19 protein-coding genes, 2 tRNA genes and 1 pseudogene are annotated in these 21805 nt (G+C 71.6%); 13 read left to right on the forward strand and 9 right to left on the reverse strand.

Features of this window, described 5'->3' with window-relative positions; all coding sequences use genetic code 11:
• The first annotated feature begins 193 nt into the window (after window positions 1–193).
• The 4 genes from B9S64_RS16740 (at window position 194) to B9S64_RS16755 (ending at window position 4042) form a co-directional block, all read left to right on the forward strand.
• Window positions 194–559: a hypothetical protein gene (locus B9S64_RS16740; RefSeq protein ID WP_028441751.1), complete on the forward strand. Its 366-nt coding sequence runs from the start codon at window positions 194–196 to the stop codon at window positions 557–559.
• A gap of 275 nt (window positions 560–834) precedes the next feature.
• Window positions 835–1149, forward strand: coding sequence for a hypothetical protein (locus tag B9S64_RS16745; RefSeq protein WP_093821525.1), 315 nt, complete (start codon window positions 835–837; stop codon window positions 1147–1149).
• Between the two features lie 450 nt (window positions 1150–1599).
• On the forward strand, window positions 1600–2154 hold the full coding sequence (locus B9S64_RS16750; RefSeq protein ID WP_103492840.1) for a SigE family RNA polymerase sigma factor: 555 nt from the start codon (window positions 1600–1602) through the stop codon (window positions 2152–2154).
• 241 nt (window positions 2155–2395) lie between these two features.
• The gene (locus tag B9S64_RS16755) at window positions 2396–4042 is read left to right on the forward strand and encodes a long-chain fatty acid--CoA ligase (RefSeq protein ID WP_103492841.1); all 1647 of its coding nucleotides are present in this window, start codon (window positions 2396–2398) and stop codon (window positions 4040–4042) included.
• 145 nt (window positions 4043–4187) lie between these two features.
• Here B9S64_RS16755 and B9S64_RS16760 read toward each other — a convergent pair whose 3' ends face one another.
• Complete coding sequence (locus B9S64_RS16760; RefSeq protein WP_109492064.1) at window positions 4188–8540, reverse strand: PAS domain-containing protein; 4353 nt, start codon at window positions 8538–8540, stop codon at window positions 4188–4190.
• Between the two features lie 276 nt (window positions 8541–8816).
• On the reverse strand, window positions 8817–9293 hold the full coding sequence (locus B9S64_RS16765; RefSeq protein ID WP_103490384.1) for an SSI family serine proteinase inhibitor: 477 nt from the start codon (window positions 9291–9293) through the stop codon (window positions 8817–8819).
• Between the two features lie 301 nt (window positions 9294–9594).
• Between B9S64_RS16765 and B9S64_RS16770 the strand changes: the two genes are divergently transcribed.
• Together B9S64_RS16770 and B9S64_RS16775 are read left to right on the forward strand one after the other, a co-directional pair.
• Window positions 9595–9685, forward strand: a tRNA-Ser gene (locus B9S64_RS16770).
• A 227-nt stretch (window positions 9686–9912) separates the two neighbouring features.
• Window positions 9913–9985 (forward strand) — tRNA-Arg (locus B9S64_RS16775).
• Window positions 9986–10069: 84 nt separating this feature from the next.
• On the opposite strand, the gene B9S64_RS16780 is transcribed toward B9S64_RS16775, so the two are convergent.
• From B9S64_RS16780 to B9S64_RS16800, 6 genes and pseudogenes are all read right to left on the reverse strand, one after another.
• A complete protein-coding gene (locus B9S64_RS16780) occupies window positions 10070–10936 on the reverse strand; it encodes a GNAT family N-acetyltransferase (RefSeq protein ID WP_103490385.1) in 867 nt (288 codons plus the stop codon).
• 88 nt (window positions 10937–11024) lie between these two features.
• The gene (locus B9S64_RS34480) at window positions 11025–11189 is read right to left on the reverse strand and encodes a hypothetical protein (protein WP_181012221.1); all 165 of its coding nucleotides are present in this window, start codon (window positions 11187–11189) and stop codon (window positions 11025–11027) included.
• A pseudogene (locus B9S64_RS16785) lies at window positions 11186–11641 on the reverse strand (radical SAM protein); the annotation flags it as partial. The pseudogene B9S64_RS16785 and the gene B9S64_RS34480, both read right to left, overlap by 4 nt.
• Window positions 11642–11707: 66 nt before the next feature.
• Entirely contained in the window at window positions 11708–12544 is an 837-nt protein-coding gene (locus B9S64_RS16790) for a protein kinase (protein ID WP_103490386.1), read from the reverse strand.
• A gap of 75 nt (window positions 12545–12619) precedes the next feature.
• Window positions 12620–13063: a hypothetical protein gene (locus B9S64_RS16795; RefSeq protein WP_030626080.1), complete on the reverse strand. Its 444-nt coding sequence runs from the start codon at window positions 13061–13063 to the stop codon at window positions 12620–12622.
• Between the two features lie 251 nt (window positions 13064–13314).
• Window positions 13315–13569, reverse strand: a complete 255-nt coding sequence (locus B9S64_RS16800; RefSeq protein WP_103490387.1) for a hypothetical protein — start codon at window positions 13567–13569, stop codon at window positions 13315–13317.
• Between the two features lie 93 nt (window positions 13570–13662).
• Here B9S64_RS16800 and B9S64_RS16805 point away from each other — a divergent pair, with 93 nt between their 5' ends.
• Together B9S64_RS16805 and B9S64_RS16810 are read left to right on the forward strand one after the other, a co-directional pair.
• Complete coding sequence (locus tag B9S64_RS16805; RefSeq protein ID WP_103490388.1) at window positions 13663–14406, forward strand: helix-turn-helix domain-containing protein; 744 nt, start codon at window positions 13663–13665, stop codon at window positions 14404–14406.
• Window positions 14407–14408: 2 nt separating this feature from the next.
• Window positions 14409–14879, forward strand: a complete 471-nt coding sequence (locus tag B9S64_RS16810; RefSeq protein ID WP_103490403.1) for an NUDIX domain-containing protein — start codon at window positions 14409–14411, stop codon at window positions 14877–14879.
• Window positions 14880–15661: 782 nt separating this feature from the next.
• Here the strand turns inward: B9S64_RS16810 and B9S64_RS16815 are convergent.
• Window positions 15662–16318: a DUF4232 domain-containing protein gene (locus tag B9S64_RS16815; protein ID WP_103490389.1), complete on the reverse strand. Its 657-nt coding sequence runs from the start codon at window positions 16316–16318 to the stop codon at window positions 15662–15664.
• 223 nt (window positions 16319–16541) lie between these two features.
• On the opposite strand from B9S64_RS16815, the gene B9S64_RS16820 reads away from it, so the two are divergent.
• The 5 genes from B9S64_RS16820 (at window position 16542) to B9S64_RS16840 (ending at window position 21780) form a co-directional block, all read left to right on the forward strand.
• Entirely contained in the window at window positions 16542–17090 is a 549-nt protein-coding gene (locus tag B9S64_RS16820; protein ID WP_103490390.1) for a YciI family protein, read from the forward strand.
• Between the two features lie 159 nt (window positions 17091–17249).
• The gene (locus B9S64_RS16825; RefSeq protein WP_103490404.1) at window positions 17250–18149 is read left to right on the forward strand and encodes a DUF2797 domain-containing protein; all 900 of its coding nucleotides are present in this window, start codon (window positions 17250–17252) and stop codon (window positions 18147–18149) included.
• 50 nt (window positions 18150–18199) lie between these two features.
• Entirely contained in the window at window positions 18200–19075 is an 876-nt protein-coding gene (locus B9S64_RS16830) for an amidohydrolase family protein (protein ID WP_103490391.1), read from the forward strand.
• A gap of 199 nt (window positions 19076–19274) precedes the next feature.
• A complete protein-coding gene (locus B9S64_RS16835; RefSeq protein WP_103490392.1) occupies window positions 19275–20015 on the forward strand; it encodes a response regulator transcription factor in 741 nt (246 codons plus the stop codon).
• A gap of 4 nt (window positions 20016–20019) precedes the next feature.
• Window positions 20020–21780 carry a cell wall metabolism sensor histidine kinase WalK gene (locus B9S64_RS16840; RefSeq protein WP_103490393.1) on the forward strand — a complete coding sequence of 587 codons (1761 nt, stop codon included), beginning with the start codon at window positions 20020–20022 and terminating at the stop codon, window positions 21778–21780.
• The last annotated feature ends 25 nt before the right edge of the window (window positions 21781–21805 follow it).

Raw genomic sequence — 21805 nt, forward strand, 5'->3', positions numbered from 1 at the left:
CCGGGGCCGCCGGCGAGGCGGGTCACCGGCTCAGCGGCACGGCAGTCGGCCGTCCGGGGCGTTCTGCCCGGGATGGCCATGTGGTTGGCCATCTGGACGGATTGAACGGGCCGTTCACCGGTTCTGGGCGGATCCAGGTGGCCCGCGGGGGCCTACCCTGAACCACAGCAGCACCGGGGGGAAGGGGAAAGCGATGAACTGGTTCTGGATCGTACTCATCATCTTCTGGACGGGCGGTTTCGCCTGGGTGGCCGACAACGTCCGTACCGCTCTGCGCAATCGGCACGAGCGGAAGATGGAGTTGCTGGAGGCGGCGAAGCAGGAACGGCTGGCTGTCGAGGCGGCGAACCAGTCGCCGGAGCCGGTGTGCGGGTGTACGCACCATCTCGCCAAGCACGACAAGCAGGGCCGGTGCCATGAGCAGGTCGAGACGCCGACGGCCTGGGACGAGAACAAGAAGCCGCTGCGGTACGAGGCCGCCCGGTGCAACTGCCAGCAGTACGTGGGTCCGCAGCCCTTGTCGCAGGTCTTCGCCGAGGAGCTGACCGACCGGGCCTGATCGATCGGGCCTGACCGACCGGGCCTGACCGAGGTTGTGCACCTGGTGACCGAGCCTGTGCGGTGGCGAGTTCGCGGTAGGTGTGAGGTTTATCGGGTGTTCGTCACGCTTGCGGGGGAATCGGGGGCCCCGCACGGTTCGCCGGGAGGCTCATGGGCACTTCTGGTTGCGCGACGTCGTGACCAGAAGGGCCCCACCGGCCCGACTACTCGAACCAGCCGGATCACGCGGTATCCACAGCCAAGCCAACTTCTCGCTTCTCGGAGGACATTGTTATGGCCCATACCCGTACTGCTCGCACCCTCGCCGCCGTTGCCGCCCTGCCCCTCGCCCTCGCGCTGTTCGGCGGTGTCGCGGTGGCCGACAACGGCTCGTTCGCGAACGACGGGTCGAACGCCGGGGTGGCGACGATCGGGGGCGGTGGCGTCGACGGGAACAACAACACGGGCAACTCCTCCACCTCGATCCAGCAGGCGACCGGCGCGGGGGCGTCGAACCACAGCAACACCGCCCAGGTGACCGGCTCCGCCTTCACGGCGATCGACCAGTCCACGAACATCGTCGCGGTGCTCTTCTCGCCACTCTGGTGATATCCGGCGAGGACGGGCCGGGCCCGGGGGAGGCGCCCCGTCCGCGCACCGGCGGCGGGTGAGGCCTGGGGACGGCCCGCCGCCGGTCCGCTTCGGCGGGGACCGAGGCCGATGGGCCGTCTCAGGGGTGAGGCCCTGAGACGGCCCATCCACCATGGAGCGTTCCCTGAGCCCGGGGCCAGGGAGGGCTGGGGTCCCTGAGTCCAGGGCCCCTGAGTCCAGGGCCATGGATGCCGGGGCGCCCGAGCTCAGGGGGGCGGAGGGCCGGGACGCCCGAGTCCAGGGCCTGTACTCCCGGGGCCCCGGTCCAGGGCCCCGGACCCTGAGACCGCTCGGTCGTCCTCCACCTTCAGGAGGTGGGGCCTGCCCCACCCCTACACCCTGAGGCGGACGCCGCTTCGGGACCTGGGGCCGATCCCCTCGCTGCCGCCCGCTCCTAGCGTGGGGGACATGACCACGCCAGTCTGCACCGGCGCCTCCACGGCCTACGCCGCTCCCGCCGGACACCGCACCTATGCGTCGTTCTCGTCGTACGTACGGGCGCGGGGGCCCGTACTGCTGCGCACCGCGCGTTCCCTCACCGCGAACCCGAGCGACGCCGAGGATCTGCTGCAGACCGCGCTGACCAAGACGTACGTCGCCTGGGAGCGGATCGAGGACCACCGGGCCCTCGACGGGTACGTCCGCCGTGCCCTCGTCAACACCCGCACCTCCCAGTGGCGCAAGCGCAAGGTCGACGAGTACGCCTGCGAGGAGGTGCCCGAGAAGGAGGCCGCCCCGGCACCCGATCCCGCCGAGCAGCAGTCGCTCCACGACGCGATGTGGCGTGCCGTCCTCAGGCTCCCGGACCGGCAGCGGGCCATGGTTGTCCTGCGGTACTACGAGGACCTGAGCGAGGCCCAGACGGCCGAGATCCTCGGGGTGTCCGTCGGTACGGTCAAGAGTGCCGTCTCCCGGGCGCTCGGGAAGCTCCGCGAGGACCCCGAGCTGTCGCTGGTGCGGTGAGCACGCGAGGACCCGGGGCTTTCGCTGGTGCGGTGACTCGAAGGATTCCCGGCCGCGTCGGCTCGGAGGCGGTCGGCCGACAGGTCCCGGCCCTCGGCCCGCCCCGCGCATCCCCCCGCGGCGGCGTTCCGAATTCGCCCGTTTCATCGATTCGTACGCCCGGAAGTAGTGACATACCGAGTGGTATGTGAGCAGAATCAGCGGAACCTTACTGCCGCGTAGCGCCCACCGGGAGGACGCCGTGCTGAGCACCATGCAGGACGTACCGCTGACTGTCACCCGCATCCTTGTGCATGGGATGACCATCCATGGGAAGTCGCAGGTGACGACCTGGACCGGTGAACCGGAGCCGCAGCGGCGTAGTTTCGCCGAGGTCGGCAGGCGTGCCGTCCAGCTGGCGAACGCCCTGCGCGACGAGCTGGGGGTCACGGGCGACCAGCGTGTGGCGACCCTGATGTGGAACAACTCCGAGCACGTCGAGACCTACCTCGCGGTCCCCTCCATGGGGGCCGTGCTGCACACCCTCAACCTGCGCCTCGCCCCCGAGCAGTTGATCTGGGTCGTCAACCACGCCGAGGACAAGATCGTCGTCGTCAACGGTTCCCTGCTGCCGCTGCTCGCCCCGCTGCTCCCCCACCTGCCGACGATCGAGCACGTGGTCGTCGCGGGCCCCGGTGACCGTTCCGTACTCGACGGCGCGGCGGCCCGGGTGCACGAGTACGAGGAGCTGCTCGCCGGCCGTCCCACCACCTACGACTGGCCCGAGCTGGACGAACGCCAGGCCGCCGCCATGTGCTACACCTCCGGCACCACCGGGGAGCCCAAGGGCGTCGTCTACTCCCACCGCTCCATCTACCTGCACTCCATGCAGGTCAACATGGCGGAGTCGATGGGCCTGACGGACAAGGACACGACCCTGGTGGTCGTCCCGCAGTTCCATGTGAACGCGTGGGGGCTGCCGCATTCGACGTTCATGACCGGCGTCAACATGCTGATGCCGGATCGTTTCCTCCAGCCCGCGCCGCTCGCCGAGATGATCGAGCGCGAACGCCCGACGCACGCCGCCGCCGTGCCCACCATCTGGCAGGGGCTGCTCGCCGAGGTCACGGCCCGCCCGCGCGACCTCAGCTCCATGGCCCGTGTGACCATCGGCGGCGCCGCCTGCCCGCCCTCCCTGATGGAGGCGTACGACAAGCTCGGCGTCCGCCTCTGTCACGCCTGGGGCATGACGGAGACCTCGCCGCTCGGCACCATGGCCAACCCGCCCGCCGGACTGACCGACGAGGAGGAGTGGCCCTACCGCATCACCCAGGGCCGCTTTCCTGCCGGGGTGGAGGCGCGCCTGGTCGGACCGGCCGGTGACCATCTGCCGTGGGACGGTGAGAGCGCGGGCGAGCTGGAGGTCCGCGGTCCCTGGATCGCCGGCGCGTACTACGGCGGGTCGGACGGCGAGAGCCTGCGCCCCGAGGACAAGTTCAGCGAGGACGGCTGGCTGAAGACCGGCGACGTGGGTGTGATCAGCGACGAGGGGTTCCTCACGCTCACTGACCGGGCCAAGGACGTCATCAAGTCCGGCGGCGAGTGGATCTCCAGCGTCGCCCTGGAGAACGCGATCATGGCGCACCCGGATGTGGCCGAGGCCGCCGTCGTCGCCGTCCCCGACGACAGGTGGGGCGAACGCCCCCTGGCGACCGTCGTCCTCAAGGAGGGCGCCACCGCCGACTACGCGGCGCTCAAGGCATTCCTGGCCCGGACCGTCGCCAAGTGGCAGCTGCCCGAACGCTGGACGGTCATCCCGGCGGTGCCGAAGACGAGCGTCGGCAAGTTCGACAAGAAGGTGATCCGCAAGCAGTACGCGGACGGCGAGCTGGACGTCACCCAGCTCTGAACCGCTCTGAACCGCTCTGAACCGCTCTGGACCCCTCCGACCGTGCTCCGGTCGGAGGGCCCGGTGTGAGGGGCCGGGGGCTATACGGCGAGGGCGGTACGGGTCTTCCGTACCGCCCTCGCCGCGTGCTCCGGGCGGTGGTGCCTCAGTTCGTCCCTATCTTCGCCAGCAGGTCGACGATCCGGGCCTGCACCTCGTCGCTCGTCGAGCGTTCGGCCAGGAAGAGGACGGTCTCGCCGGACGCCAGCCGTCCCAGCTCCGCCTCGTCCATCCCGGCCGAGGTGTAGACGACGAGGGGCGTGCGGTTCAGCGCCCCGTTCGCGCGCAGCCAGTCGATGATCCCGGCGCGCCGTCGGCGTACCTGCATCAGGTCCATCACGACCAGGTTCGGCCGTATCCGGGTGGCGAGGTCCACCGCCTCGCTGTCGCCGGATGCCCGCACCACCTGCATGCCCCGGCGTTCCAGCGTCTCGGTGAGCGCGAGCGCGATCTCCTCGTGCTCCTCGATCACCAGGACGCGCGGGGGGTGCTGGTCGCTGTCGCGTGGCGCGAGCGCCTTGAGGAGTACGGCGGGGTCGGCGCCGTACGCGGCCTCCCGGGTCGCCTGCCCCAGACCGGCCGTCACCAGTACGGGAACCTCGGCGGCCACGGCCGCCTGGCGGAGCGACTGCAACGCGGTACGGGTGATCGGGCCGGTCAGCGGGTCGACGAAGAGCGCGGCGGGGAACGCCGCGATCTGGGCGTCCACCTCCTCGCGGGAGTGGACGATCACCGGGCGGTAGCCGCGGTCGCTGAGCGCCTGCTGGGTCGAGACGTCCGGCGCGGGCCAGACGAGCAGCCGCCGCGGGTTGTCCAACGGCTCCGGGGGCAGCTCGTCGTCCACGGGCAGCGGTTGCGGGCGGTTGTCCACCTCGACCGCGCCTCCCGGCCCGTCCAGCGGCTCGGGACCCTCGGCACCCTCGTCCGGCGCGCCTATCGCGTACGCGCGCCCCTCGAAGGCCGGAGCGGACAGCAACTGCCCGGACCCCGGCGCCTGCGCCGTCCCCGGAGAGGGGCTCGCGGGCCCCGGTTGCGGCGGTACGGGCGCGGGGGCCTGCGGCCCGGGCGGGGGCGGCCCGGACGGCGCGCTCGGCGCCGCGGGCTCGGCGGCGGGCGGGGCGGCGAGCTTGCGGCGCCGGCCCGCACCGGCGGGCGTCTGGTTCTGCTGCTGCGCGAGGTGCTGCGCGAACGGCACCCCCTGCCCCAGCGTCCGCACGCTGAAGGCACGGCCCTGCGTCGAGTCCGGTGACGCGGACATCGGAGCCTCGGCGGGCAGCGGCTGGCGTTGTGCGTCCGGTACGGGAGCGGCGGCGTCGTCCGGACGCGGCGCGGTGCCGGGCCCGGTCGCCGGAGGAGCCGCGATGCTGCCCGTGGTGTGCGTGGTGCCGGCGGGAACCGCCCACGGCGTGTCGGCCGCCGGAGGGAGCGCGCCGGGCGCGTCGTCGGGGACCGCGAGCGAGGCCGGGCCCTGCCCTGGCGCGCCGGGCTGCGCCCAGTCGGGCTGCGGCGGGACGTCCGGCAGGGGTGCCCCCGGTACGGGGTGACCGGGCCGCGCGGCGGCGGGCTGGTCGGCCGCGTCCACGGGGCGCGCCCTGCGGCGGCCGGACGGTACGGGGTGCGCGTGCGGCGGGGTGTGGTCCGCGTCCGGCGCCGTGTGTACGGCGTCGTGGCGCTCGGCGGTGACACCGGCGGGCGCACCCGCCGCGGCCGGTCCGTCCTGCACACCGGCCCGGACCGGGGCGGGCACGGGGGCCCGGTCCGGAGCACCGGCCTGGGCCGGCGCCCCAGGGGCCCCGGACGGCACGGGAACGCCCGGCGTGCCGGGAAGCCCGGGGGCCGCCCCGGCGGGCGCCGTCGGCGGCACCCGGTCGGCGTCGGCGGGCGGCAGCGCGAAGGCCGTACGCGGTCCCGCCGACTCGGGCGCGGGGCGCTCCTGGGACACCGTGAGGGCTCTGCGTGCCCGGCGGCCGCCCGTCTGCCGCCCCGGCTGACCGGGCTGGCCCGGCTGTGCCGCGGGGTCGGGCGAGGCGACGGAGGGAAGGGCGGGCTGGTTCTCGCCACCCGGGGCGATCTGCCGGGCGGCCGCCTCGGGCGGGACACCCTGGGGCGGCACGGTCTGCCCGCGCTGCGGACGGCCGCCGCTGCCCTGCGCGCCCTCGGCGGCCGTCACCACGGACCCCTCGGACGGGGCGGCGGAGGGATCAGGTGCCTGGGCCGCGGGTGGGGACGGGGGTGCGGGCGGTGCGGGCAACTCCAGTGCCTGCCGGGGCTGTTCACCTGGCGCCCCGGTCGCCGCCTCCGCCTCGGCCGGGCTCGGCCGGCCGCGCCTGCGCCCGGAACCCTCGCTCTGCGGTGACGGGACGGCCCCCGCGCCCTGCGTCTCCTCGGCCACCGGGGCACGACGTGCCCTGCGCCGCCCGGTCGGCTCGGCCACCGGGACGTCCGCCGGGTCGGAGGGCCCGTCCACCGGGCTGTCCAGGAACGCGTCCGTGGACGACCTGCGCGCCCTGCGCCGACCGCCCGCCACGGGCTGCGCGGCGGCCTCCGGGCCTGCGGCATCGGCGGCCGCGGCAGGTGGCGCGACGGCTTCCGGTACGGGGGCGGCAGGCGCCTCGGCCACGGCAGGAGCCCCGACCACCGGGACGGATGCCTCCGCAGGCGCCTGGGACGCCTCCGGGAGGGGCCTCGGAGCAGTCCCGGGGACCGGTCCCGGATCGTCTGTCGGGACGGGCCCGGACGCGGGAGCCGGAACCGGCGCCGGTTCGGGCGCCGCGACGGGCGGGGGCTCGGCCGGAGGCGCGATCGTCCCCGCGCCCGCGCCGATCGGCACCTCCAGGACGTACGCGCTGCCGCTCATCCCCGGCATTTCGTGCGTCTGGAGCACGCCGCCGTGGGCCCGTACGATCCCGCGCACGATCGGCTCGTGCACCGGGTCTCCCCCGGCGAACGGGCCACGCACCTCGATCCGGACCACGTCACCGCGCTGGGCCGCGGCCACGACGACGGTGGAGTCGACGTATCCGCCACCCGGCACGGGCCTCGCCCGGCCCGTCGAGTCGACCCCGGCCACGTCCGCCACGAGGTGGGCGAGCGCCGTGACCAGCCGGCCCGCGTCCACCTCCGCCTCGATCGGCGGCGCGTGCACCGCGAACTGTGCCCGGCCGGGACCGATCAGCTCGACCGCGCCGTCGATACCGGCGGTCACCACCGAGTCGAGCAGGACCGGCTGCTTGACGAGGTCCTCGGCGCCGCTGTCCAGACGCTGGTAACCGAGGACGTTGTCGACGAGCGTCGCCATCCGGGCGTAGCCCGCGGCGAGGTGGTGCAGGATCTGGTTGGCCTCGGGCCAGAGCTGGCCGGCCGGGTCGGCGGCGAGCGCGGAGAGTTCGCCGCGCAGCTCCTCCAGCGGCCCGCGCAGCGACTCACCCAGGACGGCGGTCAGCTGGGTGTGCCGTGCTCCCAGGCCGGTGAGCCGCTCGGTCTTCTCGTCCAGCTCGGCGGTGTACCGCTCGGTCCGGTCGGCCAGTTCGGCCGTGTGCGCCTCGGTGAGGGCGGTCGTCTCGGCCTGGTGGCGCTCGGTGAGCCGGGCGATCTCCGCGGCGTGCCGTTCCGTGAGCTGTTCGAGCTCGGCCGTGTGCTGCTCGACCTGTTCCTCGTGCGGCCTGCGATCGGTGAACGTCATCACCGCGCCGACCAGTTGGTCGCCGTCGCGTACCGGCGCGGTGGTCAGGTCGACCGGCACCGCGGCGCCGCTCTTGGCCCAGAGCACCTGGCCGCGCACCCGGTGCTTGCGGCCCGACTTCAGCGTGTCGGCCAGCGGGGAACCGTCGTACGGGAAGGGCTCGCCGTCCGCCTTCGAATGCAGGACCAGGGTGTGCAGTTCCTTGCCGCCCAGGTCGCTGGCCCGGAAGCCGAGGATCTGCGCGGCGGCGGGGTTGACCAGGACGACCCTGCCGTCCATGTCCGTACCGACGACGCCCTCGGAGGCGGCCCGCAGGATCATCTCGGTCTGGCGCTGCGAACGGGCCAGCTCCGCCTCGGTGTCGACGGTGCCGGTGAGGTCCCGGATGACGAGCATGAGCAACTCGTCGCCGGTGTAGCTGGAGTGGATGTCGTTGTACGCGGCCTGGCCGCTGTCCAGGCTCGCGCTGGTGACCTCGACCGGGTACTCGGTGCCGTCGGTCCGGCGCGCGGTCATGCGCGTGGGCTTGGTCCTGCCCTGCTCGTCCGCAGCGTCCGGCCTGCGCATCGACCCCGGGATCAGCCGGGAGTCGAACTCCGGCAGCAGATCCAGCAGTCCGCGCCCCACGAGCGCGGTGCCCGGAGTCTCGAACATTTCGAGGGCGATGGTGTTGGCGTTGACGACCGTGCCGTTGCAGTTGACGAGCAGGAGCCCGTCCGGGAGGGCGTCGAGTATGGCTGCGAGGCGAGCAGCGCCTCGGGATGGCCTGCTGCTCACGAGACGCTTCCTCCCTGATTACCGCACCGTGCTGACAGCTGGCGCCATTTTGCCTCTGGAGCCTCGGACTGTCACGGAAGGAGTCTAAAGGCAGGGAGCGGCGGCGCGGCGGCGGATGAGGGGGAGCTCTCACCAAGGTTCTGTGCACACGGTGTACGCCGGTGGCTCATGACAGACGCCGCGCGCTCCCCATGGCCTGCGCGGACGCCCCTCGGCCCGGAGCTCGGACGGCCCTCGGCCCGCCCCTCGGACGACCTGCCCGAGGGGCGGCGCCGGCTACCGGGCGGAGGGGAGTACGGGCACGAGGTTGTTCCAGCGCGAGATCTCGCAGCCGTTGGCACGGCTGAACCGGGCGTCGACCGGCTGTCCCTCCCATGTGCCCTCGACCCGGGCGACGGCCGGGCCGCCGGCCTGCATGGTGCACATGGCGTTGCGGTCGGTCGGTACGAACGGGTTCTTGCCCGTCTCCACCGCCTCGTCCAGCAGATCGCAGGCGCGCTCGGCCTCCGGGTGGCTGCCACTGGCGGGCCCGCACTCCAGATCGAAGACTCCGTCGGCCGTGGGGTTGCCGGAGTCCGAGACGGTGACCGTGAGCCGGGTCTGCTCGGCGGGCTCGGCACGGGCGAGGAGCCGGTCGTGCTGGAGCACCGGAAGCGGAGGCAGCGGCAGCAGGGAGTCGGCGGTGGCGGCGGGCGCGGTCGCGGAGAGCGCGGCGAGGGACGCCACGGCGGTGAGGGTGAGGCGGCGCAGCATGTGGGGCTCCTGATGGTTCTGGCGCGCTGTCGGCGCGCCGGTACCGCTCCGGCGTGCGCCCCGTGGGCGGACGCGCGGGCGGGTGGGCGGTGTCGGACAGAGGGCGGAGCCCTCGCCTTCTCTAACGCTCCGCACGCCCGCACGTTGCGCAACTCATGGAGGGCCGACCGGAGACGCACCCGCCCGCCGGATGCTTTGCCTCGCCGCCGGTCCGCCTAGTACCGTAGGCAGCGATTGGTGACAGCACGCTCAACTGTGTCATCATCTGCACGCACCACTCGCGTCCGCGCGAAGGTGTGCTGGAGGCGTCGCCTAGTCCGGTCTATGGCGCCGCACTGCTAATGCGGTTTGGGTCTTAAAGCCCATCGAGGGTTCAAATCCCTCCGCCTCCGCAAGATCCCGAAGCCCCGTGCCCCAGGCACGGGGCTTCGGTCGTGAGGTGCGGGTCTTTGGCCGGCCCAGCCCTCCGGAGAGCGTCACTGTCCGGCGTTTTCGCAGGTCAGATGTGGTGCGGGCAATGGATTTCGCGTCACGGCGCAGGTCATGTAATGTTGTTCCCGCAACGCCGACCAGGCAGAAAAGCCCAGGGAGCGAAGCCGCCGGGTAAGACCGACGACAGGCACTCGTAGCTTAACGGATAGAGCATCTGACTACGGATCAGAAGGTTGCAGGTTCGAATCCTGCCGAGTGCACAGCAAGCGAGAGGCCCCCAGGAGAAATCCCGGGGGCCTCTCGCGTTGCCCGTACAGCAGCGAGGACAGAAACCGTGTCAGCGGCTACGGGTGAGTCGTGTGGCTGAAGCCGAGGGAGTTCAGCCCCTCGGACAGGCACAACTGGTCGGAGGGGCCGCCGACCTCGGTCTGGAGCAGTTGGTAGGCGGCGCCGTGGCGTTGGCCCCAGTGCATCGCGGCCTTCCACAGGAGACGGCCCAGTCCTTGGCCCCGGGCGTCGGGCAGGACGGCGAAGTACTGGGGGAGGAGCTGGGGGTGTCCGATGGCGTCAGGCTGGATCTCCATGGGGCCGATCGCGCCCACGATGTGGTTCTTGATGGCGGCGGCGAGGACCGGGCCGCACCGGCCGGCCCGCATCCGGGTGTGGAGGAAGGCCAGACCGTCGGCGGCCATCGTCTCGGCGAACGGCGCGAAGGTCTCCCGCACGGCGGCCGGCCAGTCGGTGACGGGGCGGACCGGGCCGTCCGGGGCGGGGCAGGGGCCGGTGATGAAGTCCTTCAGCTGGATGCGGGTGCCGCGCGGGTGTGTGGTTCGAGGGCCGAGGGGGCGTACGACCCGGGCACGGGCGACGTCATGTACGGAGGCGAGCTTGGCGGCCAGCTCGGCGGCCTCCTCCACGACGCTGTCGCGCACCCCGTAGGCGAAGACCTTGACGGTGCCGCGTCCGCGCCGGGTCAGGGTAGGAACGAGGGTGCGTCCGGGCTGGTGGACGACGTCCTCGAGGAGGGCTCTCTCGCCCTTCTCGCCGCCCCAGCGCCGGTCCTTGTCGTACGGCAGGAAACCCCCGGTATCGGCCGCTCGAAGGACGTCCTCGAAGAGGCCGACGGACAGTGTGTCGGGGTGGACGGGACCAAGGGTCGGCACGATAGGCGCGGTGAGCACGGGCCGCAGCCAGTCCCAGCGGAAGAGCATGAGCGGCACCCTAGCGGTGGGACGGGCAGGGCTCAGGCCCCGACGCGAGCGCGCCGGGGCCTGAACGGAGTTGATCGGATCGTGTCGGTCAGTGGGGGTTGTCGTCACCGGCGTCGCAGGAGCACTCTGCGCTCTCCACGATCGCGTCGAGGTCTTGGACGGCGGTGATCGACGCGGTCGCGACGGGCGGGGCCGTGCGGCGGGCCGAGGTGGGCGGGCCGGGGAGGATGGTCACGGGTACGGGTGGGGTCATGAGGCGTTCTCCTTGTCTCCGTGCTGGCAGTAGCTGTGCAGCGGCGCCTTCGCTTCCTGGTAGTGCTTGGCCAGGGGGCGGCAGACCCGGCAGGTGCCGGACAGGGCGCGGCCCTCGCACCCACCGGTGCGAAGCATGAGGCGGTCGGCGATGGCGCCGAGCCGGGTGAGGCCGTCGATGCCTTCGGCCAGCAGGTCGATCTGGTCGTCGCGGCCGACCTTGCAGATCGAGACCCTGGCGTGCGGGTCGGCGTGGAAGAAGGTGTGTCCCGCGTTGCAGCCGGCGAACGGCTTGCGCTGCCGCAGGTGGGCAGCGGACTGGGCGAGCAGCGGCTCACCGCCTCCGTAGATCGTGGGCGTCATGTTCGTGTACGCGTGGTTCTCGACGTTCCACTCGTCGGCGAGGGCGGCCATCTCGTCGGCCTCGGAGGCGTTGTCTTCGGTCACCAGAATTCCACGACCGGACCACCCGGGATGCTGTCCAGGCTGAGGGGTGGTCCGGTCTTTGGCTGTGGGGAGTCAGCTCAGGGCTTTGCCCACCTCGTAGATGGTCGGCCGATCCTCCGGGGCATGGCTGAGCATTGCGTCGATCAGCTCGCCCAGCGGACCGGGAGCCTTCACAGGCCGGCGCTTGCCGTTCGCCACTGCCTCTCTCTGGACGGGACGTGGAGCGTCATCCGGATACTCCACGGCTCGCCACCCAGTGGCAGAGATGAGGAGAGACGCGCCGAGTCCGTAGACGTCGGCTTCCTGTGTGGGTTCGGCCTCTCCGGTCGCGAGCACGCTGCGCGCGATCTCCGGCGCCTCGTAGTGGACGAGGCAGCCGCGGAACGGGAAGTCGTACCCCTCGGGTACGTGCCCGCCCCGGGCAAGAGCGAGGTCGATGAGGTGCGTCTGCTCCGGCCCGATGATGAAGTGGGCGGGCTGTACGTCACCGTGTGCCCAGCCCTTGGCGTGGAGTTCGGCCAGTGCCTCGACACAGCCCAGGGCGACGCTGGTGTGCGGTTCGGCGGGTGAGTCCTTCTCACGGCAAGGCTCCCACAGTCGGTAGAGATCCGGCCCTTCGTGCCACGGCTGGAGGTTCCACGTTCCGCGCTCCCACTCGCCGTACGCCAAGTCATCCGAGCCGAGGCGATGCAGCACGGCCCCCTCGCGTGCGGGTGCGAGCGCGGTCCAGGGCTGGGCGGGCCAGTCGGCTGTGGCCTCGATCGGATGACCGAGCTTCACGGCGTAGTGACCCCGATGGCTCTCCACGTCCCAGACCCTGGAGCCCCGGCGGTCCACCACCAGGCGCTGAGCCGTAGGCATGAGGGCGTCGAGCACCACGATCGGCAGTTCAGGGGATGACCCGGACAACGTCTCTTCTCCTTCCGGTTCCGGCGAACACGGCCGGCCACGACTCGTGGTCGGCCGCGTCGCTGCTGTCGTGTGCTACGCCTGACCGTACGGTCGGCCGCAGTCCGAGTCGCACTGCGCGAGGTTGGTGCCGTCCACGGTCCACAGCTCGTCGAAGACCATGAACCCGGCCGCCTTCATGGCACGCGCGGAGGCGGCGACCTTCTCCGAGTCACGGGCTCCGCCGCCCGGCGCCGGGTTGTGGTGCAGGAAGCGGCCCGCGTACCGCTCGCACAGGGCCGCGTACTCCTTCGTGTGCAGGATGAGCGCGTGCAGCCCGAGGTCCACGTCGTCCGACGGGACCATGGGAACGGTGGCGGTGGCAGCGGTGACCAAGAAGGCCACGGCCTGGTCCGCGATCTGCTGGGCACGCTCGGGCGACTGCCCGTTGTGGACGACCACGAAGTGGGCGAGGCTTTCGAACAACTCCTCACCAGCTACCGCGCGACCGGTCCTCTGATCGTTCGCCGTTGTCGTCATGCGACTACTCCTTGTGTGTGGCGGTGCGTGGCACTTACTTCCCGCCTCGGTCGCTGAGCCACGGCTCAAGGACGACCAGAAGGCGGGCTTGGAGGGCCGGCCCCGAACGGGGACGGGGAGCCGGGGAACTGGCACCCGTTCGGGGCGGCCGGTCTACTGGCCGACGGCGAGAGCCATGCCGATCACCAGGCCGTACGACCTGCTGATCATGACGATGAACAGGACTCCCGCATACCGGCTGATGGCGCGCATCACAGCCCATCCCGGGTGTTGGCGTTCCGGATGGCCAGACGTGCGCTCAGTTCCTCCCGCGCACTTGGCGGCACGACTTTGTCCGGCATGGCATCCCACTCCGTGCCGCCGCGGATCGGCCGTATCTGCACACGGCCGCCGACCTTGCCCATGACGACGCCGATACGTCCCCTGGTGGTGTCCTTCGCCAGTTCACCGATGCCTGGTCTGGTCTGCTGGTTGCTCGCCATGCGGATGAGGATCCTGCCGCTCATCAGGACGTCGGAACCTCCGACAAACCCCACTTCGGGACGTCCCGCGTCGGGTAGAACGTCCCTAGTGCCGTCCCCGGGTGTGAGGAGAGATTGATGCCGAACGAGAGGTTACGTGCTGCCATGGCGGTCGGCGGCTGGACATATGCCGCCCTTGCGGACAAGGTCGAAGTCGATCCCAAGTCCGTTGAACGATGGGTCAATCTAGGGCGTACGCCGCGCCGGACCACGGCCATGCTGGCAGCGGAAATACTAGGAGAAGACGTGCACGCTCTGTGGCCCGCGCTCCGGCAGGCACGCCCTGCCCGCGCTGTCAGTCCGGAACTTGTGGCTCTCTACGACCAGCGGGCGGACGTCCCCGTGTCCACCTTCGTGGACATGCTGACCCAGGCGCGCGAGCACATCGATGTGCTGGTGTACGCCGCCGTCTTCCTGCACGAGGCGTACCCGCGGCTCAACGACTTGTTGCGAGAGCGAGCGGACGACGGGTGTACGGTCCGTATCGCGATTGGCGACCCGGACAGTACGAATGTCCAACAGCGCGGCGCGGAGGAGAGGTTCGGCCACGGAATCGAGTCCCGTTGCCGACTTGCCCTCATGCACTACCGCCCCCTTACTGGGGTACCTGGCATCGAGGTGCGCACCCATGCCACCACGCTCTACAACTCGATCTATCGTGCGGATGACCAAGCGCTGGTCAATGCCCATGTCTGGGGCGTGAACGCCTACGGCGCTCCCGTGTGGCATCTCCGGCGCAGCGGGAAGGGTGGCATGTTCGACACCTACGCCAGCAGCTTTGACGCGGTGTGGGAAACCGCGACGCCGGTAAGCGAAGGGTGATCATGGCACGGACCGAGTACTACGACGACCCAGCGGCACCGGAGCCGAACAGTCTGGTGGTCGCCGCGTCCGCCGTGGTCACCGACGACGAAGGGCGTGTACTCCTTCAGCGCCGCAGGGATAACGATCTGTGGGCGCTGCCAGGTGGCGGCATGGAGATGACCGACTCACTCCCCGGAACAGCTGTCCGCGAGGTGAAGGAAGAAACCGGGTTGGACGTAGAGATCACCGGCCTCGTGGGCACGTACACCGACCCTCGCCACGTCATCGCCTACTCGGACGGTGAGGTGCGCAGACAGTTCAACGTCTGCTTCACCGCCCGTATGGTCGGGGGCCGGCTCGCGATCTCGGACGAGTCCACGGAGCTGCGGTTCGTTCAGCCGGAGGAGATCGATCAGCTGCCGATGCATCACACGCAGCGCCTCCGGATCTGCCACTTCCTGGAACACCGTGAGCGGCCCTATCTTGGCTGATCGCACCTGCGACGCCCGCTTCAGGAGTTCGGCCTGACCGCCTGTCCACCCGTGCTGCGCGGGGCGGCTGTGGCCGTGTCAGACCGTACCGCGCCGCCGCTGTCCGCTGTTGTTGACGTCAGCTATTGATGTCACTTCACGCTGGCTGGGGTCACTTGCGACGCTTGCGTGCCTTCGCCTTGCGTTCGGCTTCCTTGCGCTTCTCGATGGTGTACGACGACCACTCGCCACGGTGCAGGTTGCATCGCGACGCACCGACCATCGCCAGCCGCCGGCACCGAGTGCCCTTCTCTGTGAGCGCGCCACATCTGGACTGCGTACGAGCCACGTCTCCAACCCCCGGTCTCGACCGTCGTGCGGACCAGTGCAGGATTGCCGGGTACATGTCCTCTGCGGAAGGCGCGCTGCTCCGCGCAGTGGTGCGCGGCGGCCCAAGGAGGTTGCGCGGTGGCGCACGCTTCCCCACTGTGGTGGTCGTCGTACCGGGGACCTCGGACGGGGTCGTTCACCTGCGTTCATCGACGGACGGACCTGAGAGTTGCTACCGGCTTCGGTCCCGTCTGAACAACCGTGAACGGCGCTGAATGACGGAAACTGAGACGCGCTCGATCGGTCATGATGACGGACGAACGGCGCGCCTACTTGCGGAAGCGGTGGTGTTTCTGACAGGAGGACGAGCGCAAAAGAATGCTGCCCCTGACGGAATCTTTTTCCGCTCTTGGGGATTGAGTCTCAGGCCGAGCTGGCGGAGGCGCGCGCACGTCCAGACCCTTGGGGTCCGTTCAGTTGAAGGGGACGGCGTCCGTCGGGACCGTGTGCCAGTTGGTGACGATCGGGTCCTGGACGGTGATGGTGCCGACCCGCAGGGAGACCGGGTCGGGGTCGTCGTTGGCGACGGAGACGATGATGCTTTCCAGTTCCTTGCCACCGTCCGAGTTGGTGGTCTTCGGGTTCACCCCGGCGTACGCGGTGGTGCCCCCGCTCAGCGTGATCTGCTGGCCGACCGACTGTTCCGCGGGGCCCGCCTCGGTGCCGTCGGAGCCGAACGCCACCACCGGAAGCGCGGCCGGCAGGACGCAGGTGATCCCCGGCTTCGCCTTCGCCATGACCAGGATGTAGCCGCCGGCCTGGGTCTCGGACCTGCTGCTCCAGGAGATGTCGTTGGAGCCGCAGCTCTGCCCGACCGGCTCCCGCTTGCCGTTGCCGGTGTCGGCGCCCGAACCCGCGCCGTCCTCGGTCCCCTTGCCCGCCGTGTCGGAGCCCTTGTCGGCGCCCTCACCGCTGCCCGAACTCGACGGGCCGGCCGGAGTGGCGGACGGGGAACCCTGCGCGGCGCCGGTGTCCGTCGCCGTGTCCCCGTCCTCGCACGCCGTCATCAGCAGCATGCCGCCCACGAGTGCTGCGGAGACGAGGAAGGCCTTGCGACGGTTGCCGGACATGAAATCCCCTTGGTCATCAGTGGTTGAGGCCGACGCGGTCTCGGCTGCTCGGTGCTCGTTCGATCACTATGAGGGGGCGGCGGACCGAGGGGATACCGTCGCCGTCGTTCCAGGACAACGCTGTCGCAGACCGGTGACACGGTCACGTAGCGAGGGGCCCCGCCAGGACCGGCCTCCTCGGCGAGGACGGCCGACTGTCAGTCCCGTGGTGAAGACTGGGCGCATGGAGTTCTTCTGCTACCACCGTGACCGGCCCGGCTCGATGAAGCGGCGCGAGGAACTGCTGGAGGAGCACTGGGCCTATATGGACCGGTACGCCGAGCAGTTGATCGCCCGTGGGCCGACCTTCGTCGGAGAGATACCCACCGGCAGTGTGCACATCGTGGACCTCCCGGATCCCGCCGCCGCCCGCGCGTTCGCCTTCGACGAGCCCAACCACCAGGACGGCGTGTACCGGGACGTGCTGCTCCGCCGCTGGCGCAACACGCTGGGGCGCACCATGTGGGACTTCCCCGGCGGACGGAGCGGCGGCAACCGCTATCTGGTGATCGGGCTCGGGCTGGGGTCGGAAGAGGCGGCCGATCTGGCCGTGCCGGAGGACCGGGAGGGGTTGATCGCGTACGGGCCGCTGCTGTCGGACGACGGTGACCGCTGGCTGGGGACGGTGGCGCTGCTGTGCGCGCCGGACCCGGACGCGGCGCGCGCCGTCCTGACCGCGGACCGGTATGCCGACATCGAGGTCCACGACTGGGAGTTCGGCGGCCGGCGGTGAGGAGCGAACGGCTGCGGTGAGCAACTGCTGACGGTCGTGGGCGTGCGCCCGTGGTGGGCCCGCAGCGGTCGTGAACAGGGGGGCGTGAACGGGGGGTGGTCGTGAACGGCGGCCGTGGTGGACGGAAGGGCGGTACGCGTGGGCTGGCACTGCACCGGGATGAGCTGGCCCCGGGGCGGCCCTGACGGCGGCCCCGTGCTGGGCTGGCGACGGGACGAGAGGGTCGCCGGTTCGGCCGGCGCGCGGGAGCGGGTCAGCGTCCTGGGGTACGGGAGGGAGCTCGGGTTCCGGGCCGAGGGGGAGCGGCGTTGCGTGGGGGCGCGCGGCAACCCGTGCCCGGTCGCGGCCGTGGTGCCGGTACGGAGCACGGGGGCCAGGTGTCCGGAGTGCGCACGGCTGGACCGGGCGCATTCCGTGGCCGCCGACACGCTCGCCGACGACCCGCGCCCGTACCGCGTGTACCTCGCCTGGTTCGGGCCCGGGATGGTGAAGGTCGGGATCACCCGGGAGTCACGGGGCGGGGCACGGCTGCGAGAACAGGGGGCGGTGGTGTTCGGCTGGCTGGGGCGCGGGCCGTTGATGGCCGCCCGCCGCACGGAGGAGCTGCTGCGTGCGGCCCTCGGGGTGCCCGACCGGATCCCGTACGCCGGTAAACGGGCGGTGCGGGGCGGGCTGCCGGGGCCGGTGGAGCGGGCCGCCGAGGTCGAGGGCCTGTACCGGCGAGCGGTGGCGCTGGAGGGGGCCGGGTGGCCGGAGGCGCTGGAGCGGTTGCCGTTCGAGGCGGTGGACCACGGCGGTGTGTTCGGGCTGGAGGGGCTCGACGTCACGGCGGCGCCGGTACGGGCCGTGACCGGCCTTGTGGGCGGCGGTGTCGTGGCCGGGCGCCTGGTGGCGGCGGCCGGGCCCGATCTGTACCTGGAGACCCCGTCCGACGGGACCGTCGTCCTGGACACCCGGCTGATCACCGGCTGGGAGCTCGCCGCTGCCGACGCGCGCGCCGGGGTGGACGTGCCGCTCGTCGCCGTGGGGGCCGGTGGGGTGCAGGACGGGCTGTTCTGAGATCGTCGCGGGCAGGCGAGGCGAGACGAGGCGAGTGGAGGGCGGGACGGATGGACAAGGACGACCGTGACGACGTCGTGCGGTTCTGGGAGCGGCTCGGGCTGCCCGGGATCATCGACGTCCATACGCACTTCATGCCGGAGCGGGTGCTCAGCAAGGTGTGGGCGTACTTCGACTCGGCCGGGCCGCTGACCGGCATGGAGTGGCCGATCACCTACCGGCAGGACGAGGACGAACGCCTCGCCCTGCTGCGTTCGTTCGGGGTGCTGCGGTTCACCTCCATGCTCTACCCGCACAAGGCGGGGATGGCCGCCTGGCTGAACGACTGGGCGGCCGGGTTCGCCGCGCGGGTGCCGGACTGCCTGCACACCGCGACCTTCTTCCCGGAGGAGGGCGTGGACCGCTATGTGCGCCAGGCGGTCGAGGCCGGGGCGCGGGTCTTCAAGTCGCACCTCCAGGTCGGCGCGTACGACGCGAACGACCCGCTGCTGGAGCCCGTGTGGGGGCTGCTCGCCGAGGCCGGGATCCCGGTGGTCACGCACTGCGGGTCCGGGCCCGCCCCCGGGAAGTACACCGGTCCCGAACCGATAGGGCGGTTGCTGTCCCGCCATCCACGGCTGCGGCTGGTGGTGGCGCACATGGGGATGCCGGAGTACGCGGAGTTCCTGGCGCTGGCGGCGGCGTACCCCGAGGTGCGGCTGGACACGACGATGGCGTTCACCGACTTCACCGAGGAGTTCACGCCGTTCCCGGCCGACCGGCTGGGCCGGCTCGCGGATCTCGGGGACCGGATCCTGCTCGGTACGGACTTCCCCAACATCCCGTATCCGTACGCCCACCAGCTGCACGCCCTGGAGCGGCTGGGGCTGGGTGACGACTGGCTGCGGGCCGTGTGCCACGGGAACGCGAGCGCGCTGTTCGCCTGAACCCCCGAGCCCGTGAGTTCCCGAACCGTGAGCCCCGCCACCCCGAACCTGTGGTTTCCCGGCCCGCGAACCCCCGAACCCGTGGGTCTCCGGCCCCCGAACCCGGTCCCGGCGTGAGCGGAAGGCGGCGCACCGGATTCTCAGGAAATTCACAGGTGGGCCCAAGGTCTCTCTCACCGCCGTCTCACAGCCTTGAGGCATGACGACGACGACCTCGCCCCAGGGGCGTACCGAAATGCTCAGGCCGGACCGCAACCCCGTACGCGTCCTCATCGTGGACGACGAGGCATCTCTCGCCGAGCTGCTCTCCATGGCCCTGCGCTACGAGGGGTGGGAGGTGCGCAGCGCAGGGGACGGGGCCGGTGCCCTGAGTACGGCGCGTGACTTCCGCCCCGACGCGGTGATCCTGGACGTGATGCTGCCCGACATGGACGGGCTCACCGTGCTGGGACGGCTGCGGCGGGAGCTGCCGGACGTGCCGGTGCTGTTCCTGACCGCGCGGGACGCGGTGGAGGACCGTATCGCCGGGCTCACGGCGGGTGGGGACGACTACGTCACCAAGCCGTTCAGCCTGGAGGAGGTGGTGGCCCGGCTGCGCGGGCTGATCCGCCGCTCGGGGACGGCCACCGCCCGCAGCGAGTCGACCCTCGTCGTCGGCGACCTGGTCCTGGACGAGGACAGCCACGACGTCAGCCGCGGCGCCGACTCGATCCACCTCACGGCGACCGAGTTCGAGCTGCTGCGCTTCCTGATGCGCAATCCGCGCCGGGTGCTCAGCAAGGCACAGATCCTGGACCGGGTGTGGAACTACGACTTCGGCGGGCAGGCGAACGTCGTCGAGCTGTACATCTCGTATCTGCGCAAGAAGATCGACGCGGGGCGCAGCCCCATGATCCACACCCGGCGCGGGGCGGGATACCTGATCAAGCCCGGTGAGTGACCCGATGGCCGGTACACAGGCGCGGAGCCGGAGGCCGTGGACGCTGCGGACCCGGCTGGTGGTGTACGCGGTCACGCTCATCGCGGTCGTCGCCACCGTGATCGGTTCGGTCACCACGATCGCCTTCCAGAGCTATATGTACGGCAAGCTGGACAGCCAGCTGCACGACATCGTCGTACGCACCCAGGTGCACCCGCCGGGCGGCGGCAGCGGCAAGCCCGCACCCGGCGGGGCCGGGAACAGCGGGGCCGGGAGCGGCGGGGAGCCGCTGGACGTCATCGGGACGGGCGGCCAGCCGTTCAAGACGTTCGGCGCCGTCTCCGTGGACGGTTCCGTCACCGAGTCGAAGGTGATGAAGGCGGGCAGCTCACCGGCGCAGGACCGTACCGAACCGCTGACCGACGCGCAGCAGAGCGCCCTGGAGGCGGCCGCGCTCTCCCCGGACGGTGAGGTGCGGGGCGTGGACCTCCCCGGACTCGGCGGGTACCGCGTGGAGGCCGTCCGGGCGAGCAACGGTACGACCGTCCTCGTCGGCATCCCCACGGACGAGGTGAGCCGGGCGCTCACCACCCTGATCCTGGTCGAGGTCTGTGTCACCGGCGCCGGGCTGATCGCGGCCGGGATCGCGGGTGCCGCCATGGTCGGTGTCGCCTTGCGTCCGTTGCGCCGGGTGGCCGCCACCGCGACCCGCGTGTCCCAGCTCCCCCTGCACAGCGGTGAGGTCGCCCTCCTGGAACGGGTCCCCGACGCCGAGGCCGATCCGCGTACCGAGGTCGGTCAGGTCGGCGCGGCCCTCAACCGGATGCTGGGGCACGTCGGTTCGGCCCTGGACGTCCGGCAGAAGAGCGAGACGCGGGTCCGGCAGTTCGTCGCCGACGCCAGCCATGAGCTGCGCACACCGCTCGCCTCGATCCGCGGGTACGCCGAACTGACGCGGCGCGGCCGGGAGGACCCCGGTCCGGACACCCGGCACGCGCTGGGGCGGATCGAGTCCGAGGCGGAGCGGATGACCGGCATGGTCGAGGACCTGTTGCTCCTGGCCAGACTCGATGCCGGACGGCCGCTCTCCTACGAGAGCACTGATCTCTCACCGCTGGTCGTCGACGCGGTGAGCGACGCCCGCGTGGCCGGCCGGGCGCTCTCGGTCCGGGAGCCCGCGTCCGAAGGAGCGGGGCCCACGCACCGCTGGCGGCTGGAGTTGCCCGAGGTGCCGGCGACCGTACGCGCCGACCCGACCCGGATCCAGCAGGTCCTCGTCAACCTGCTGGCGAACGCCCGGACGCACACCCCGCCCGGGACGACGGTCACCGTCCGGGTGCGGGCGGCGCGCGGCGACCGGCCCTGGGTGACCCTGGAGGTCCAGGACGACGGGCCGGGCATCCCCGGCGCGCTGCTGCCGCACGTCTTCGAGCGGTTCGCACGCGGCGACGCCTCCCGCTCCCGGCAGGCCGGTTCGACCGGTCTCGGGCTGGCCATCGTGCGGGCCGTCGCCGCCGCGCACGGGGGGAGTGTGGAGGTGCGGTCGGTGCCCGGCGACACGGTGTTCGCGGTCCACCTGCCGGCGGACGCGGTGTACGAGGGCGAGCCCACGGCCGGACCGGACCACGTTCCGGCCCCGGCGCGGAGGCCGGAGGGCACGCCGGTCCCGGCAGCGGGCCCCGCTCCGGCAACGGGCCCTACCCCGGCAGCGGGCCCCGCTCCGGCAGTCGGCTTTGCCGCCGCACCGTACTCACAGCACGGCCACAGGCGCAGCACACGGGCGTGACAGCGGGGTTGGCGAATGTCGGTGT

It is taken from the genome of Streptomyces sp. SM18 (assembly GCF_002910775.2).
GTDB lineage: Bacteria > Actinomycetota > Actinomycetes > Streptomycetales > Streptomycetaceae > Streptomyces > Streptomyces halstedii.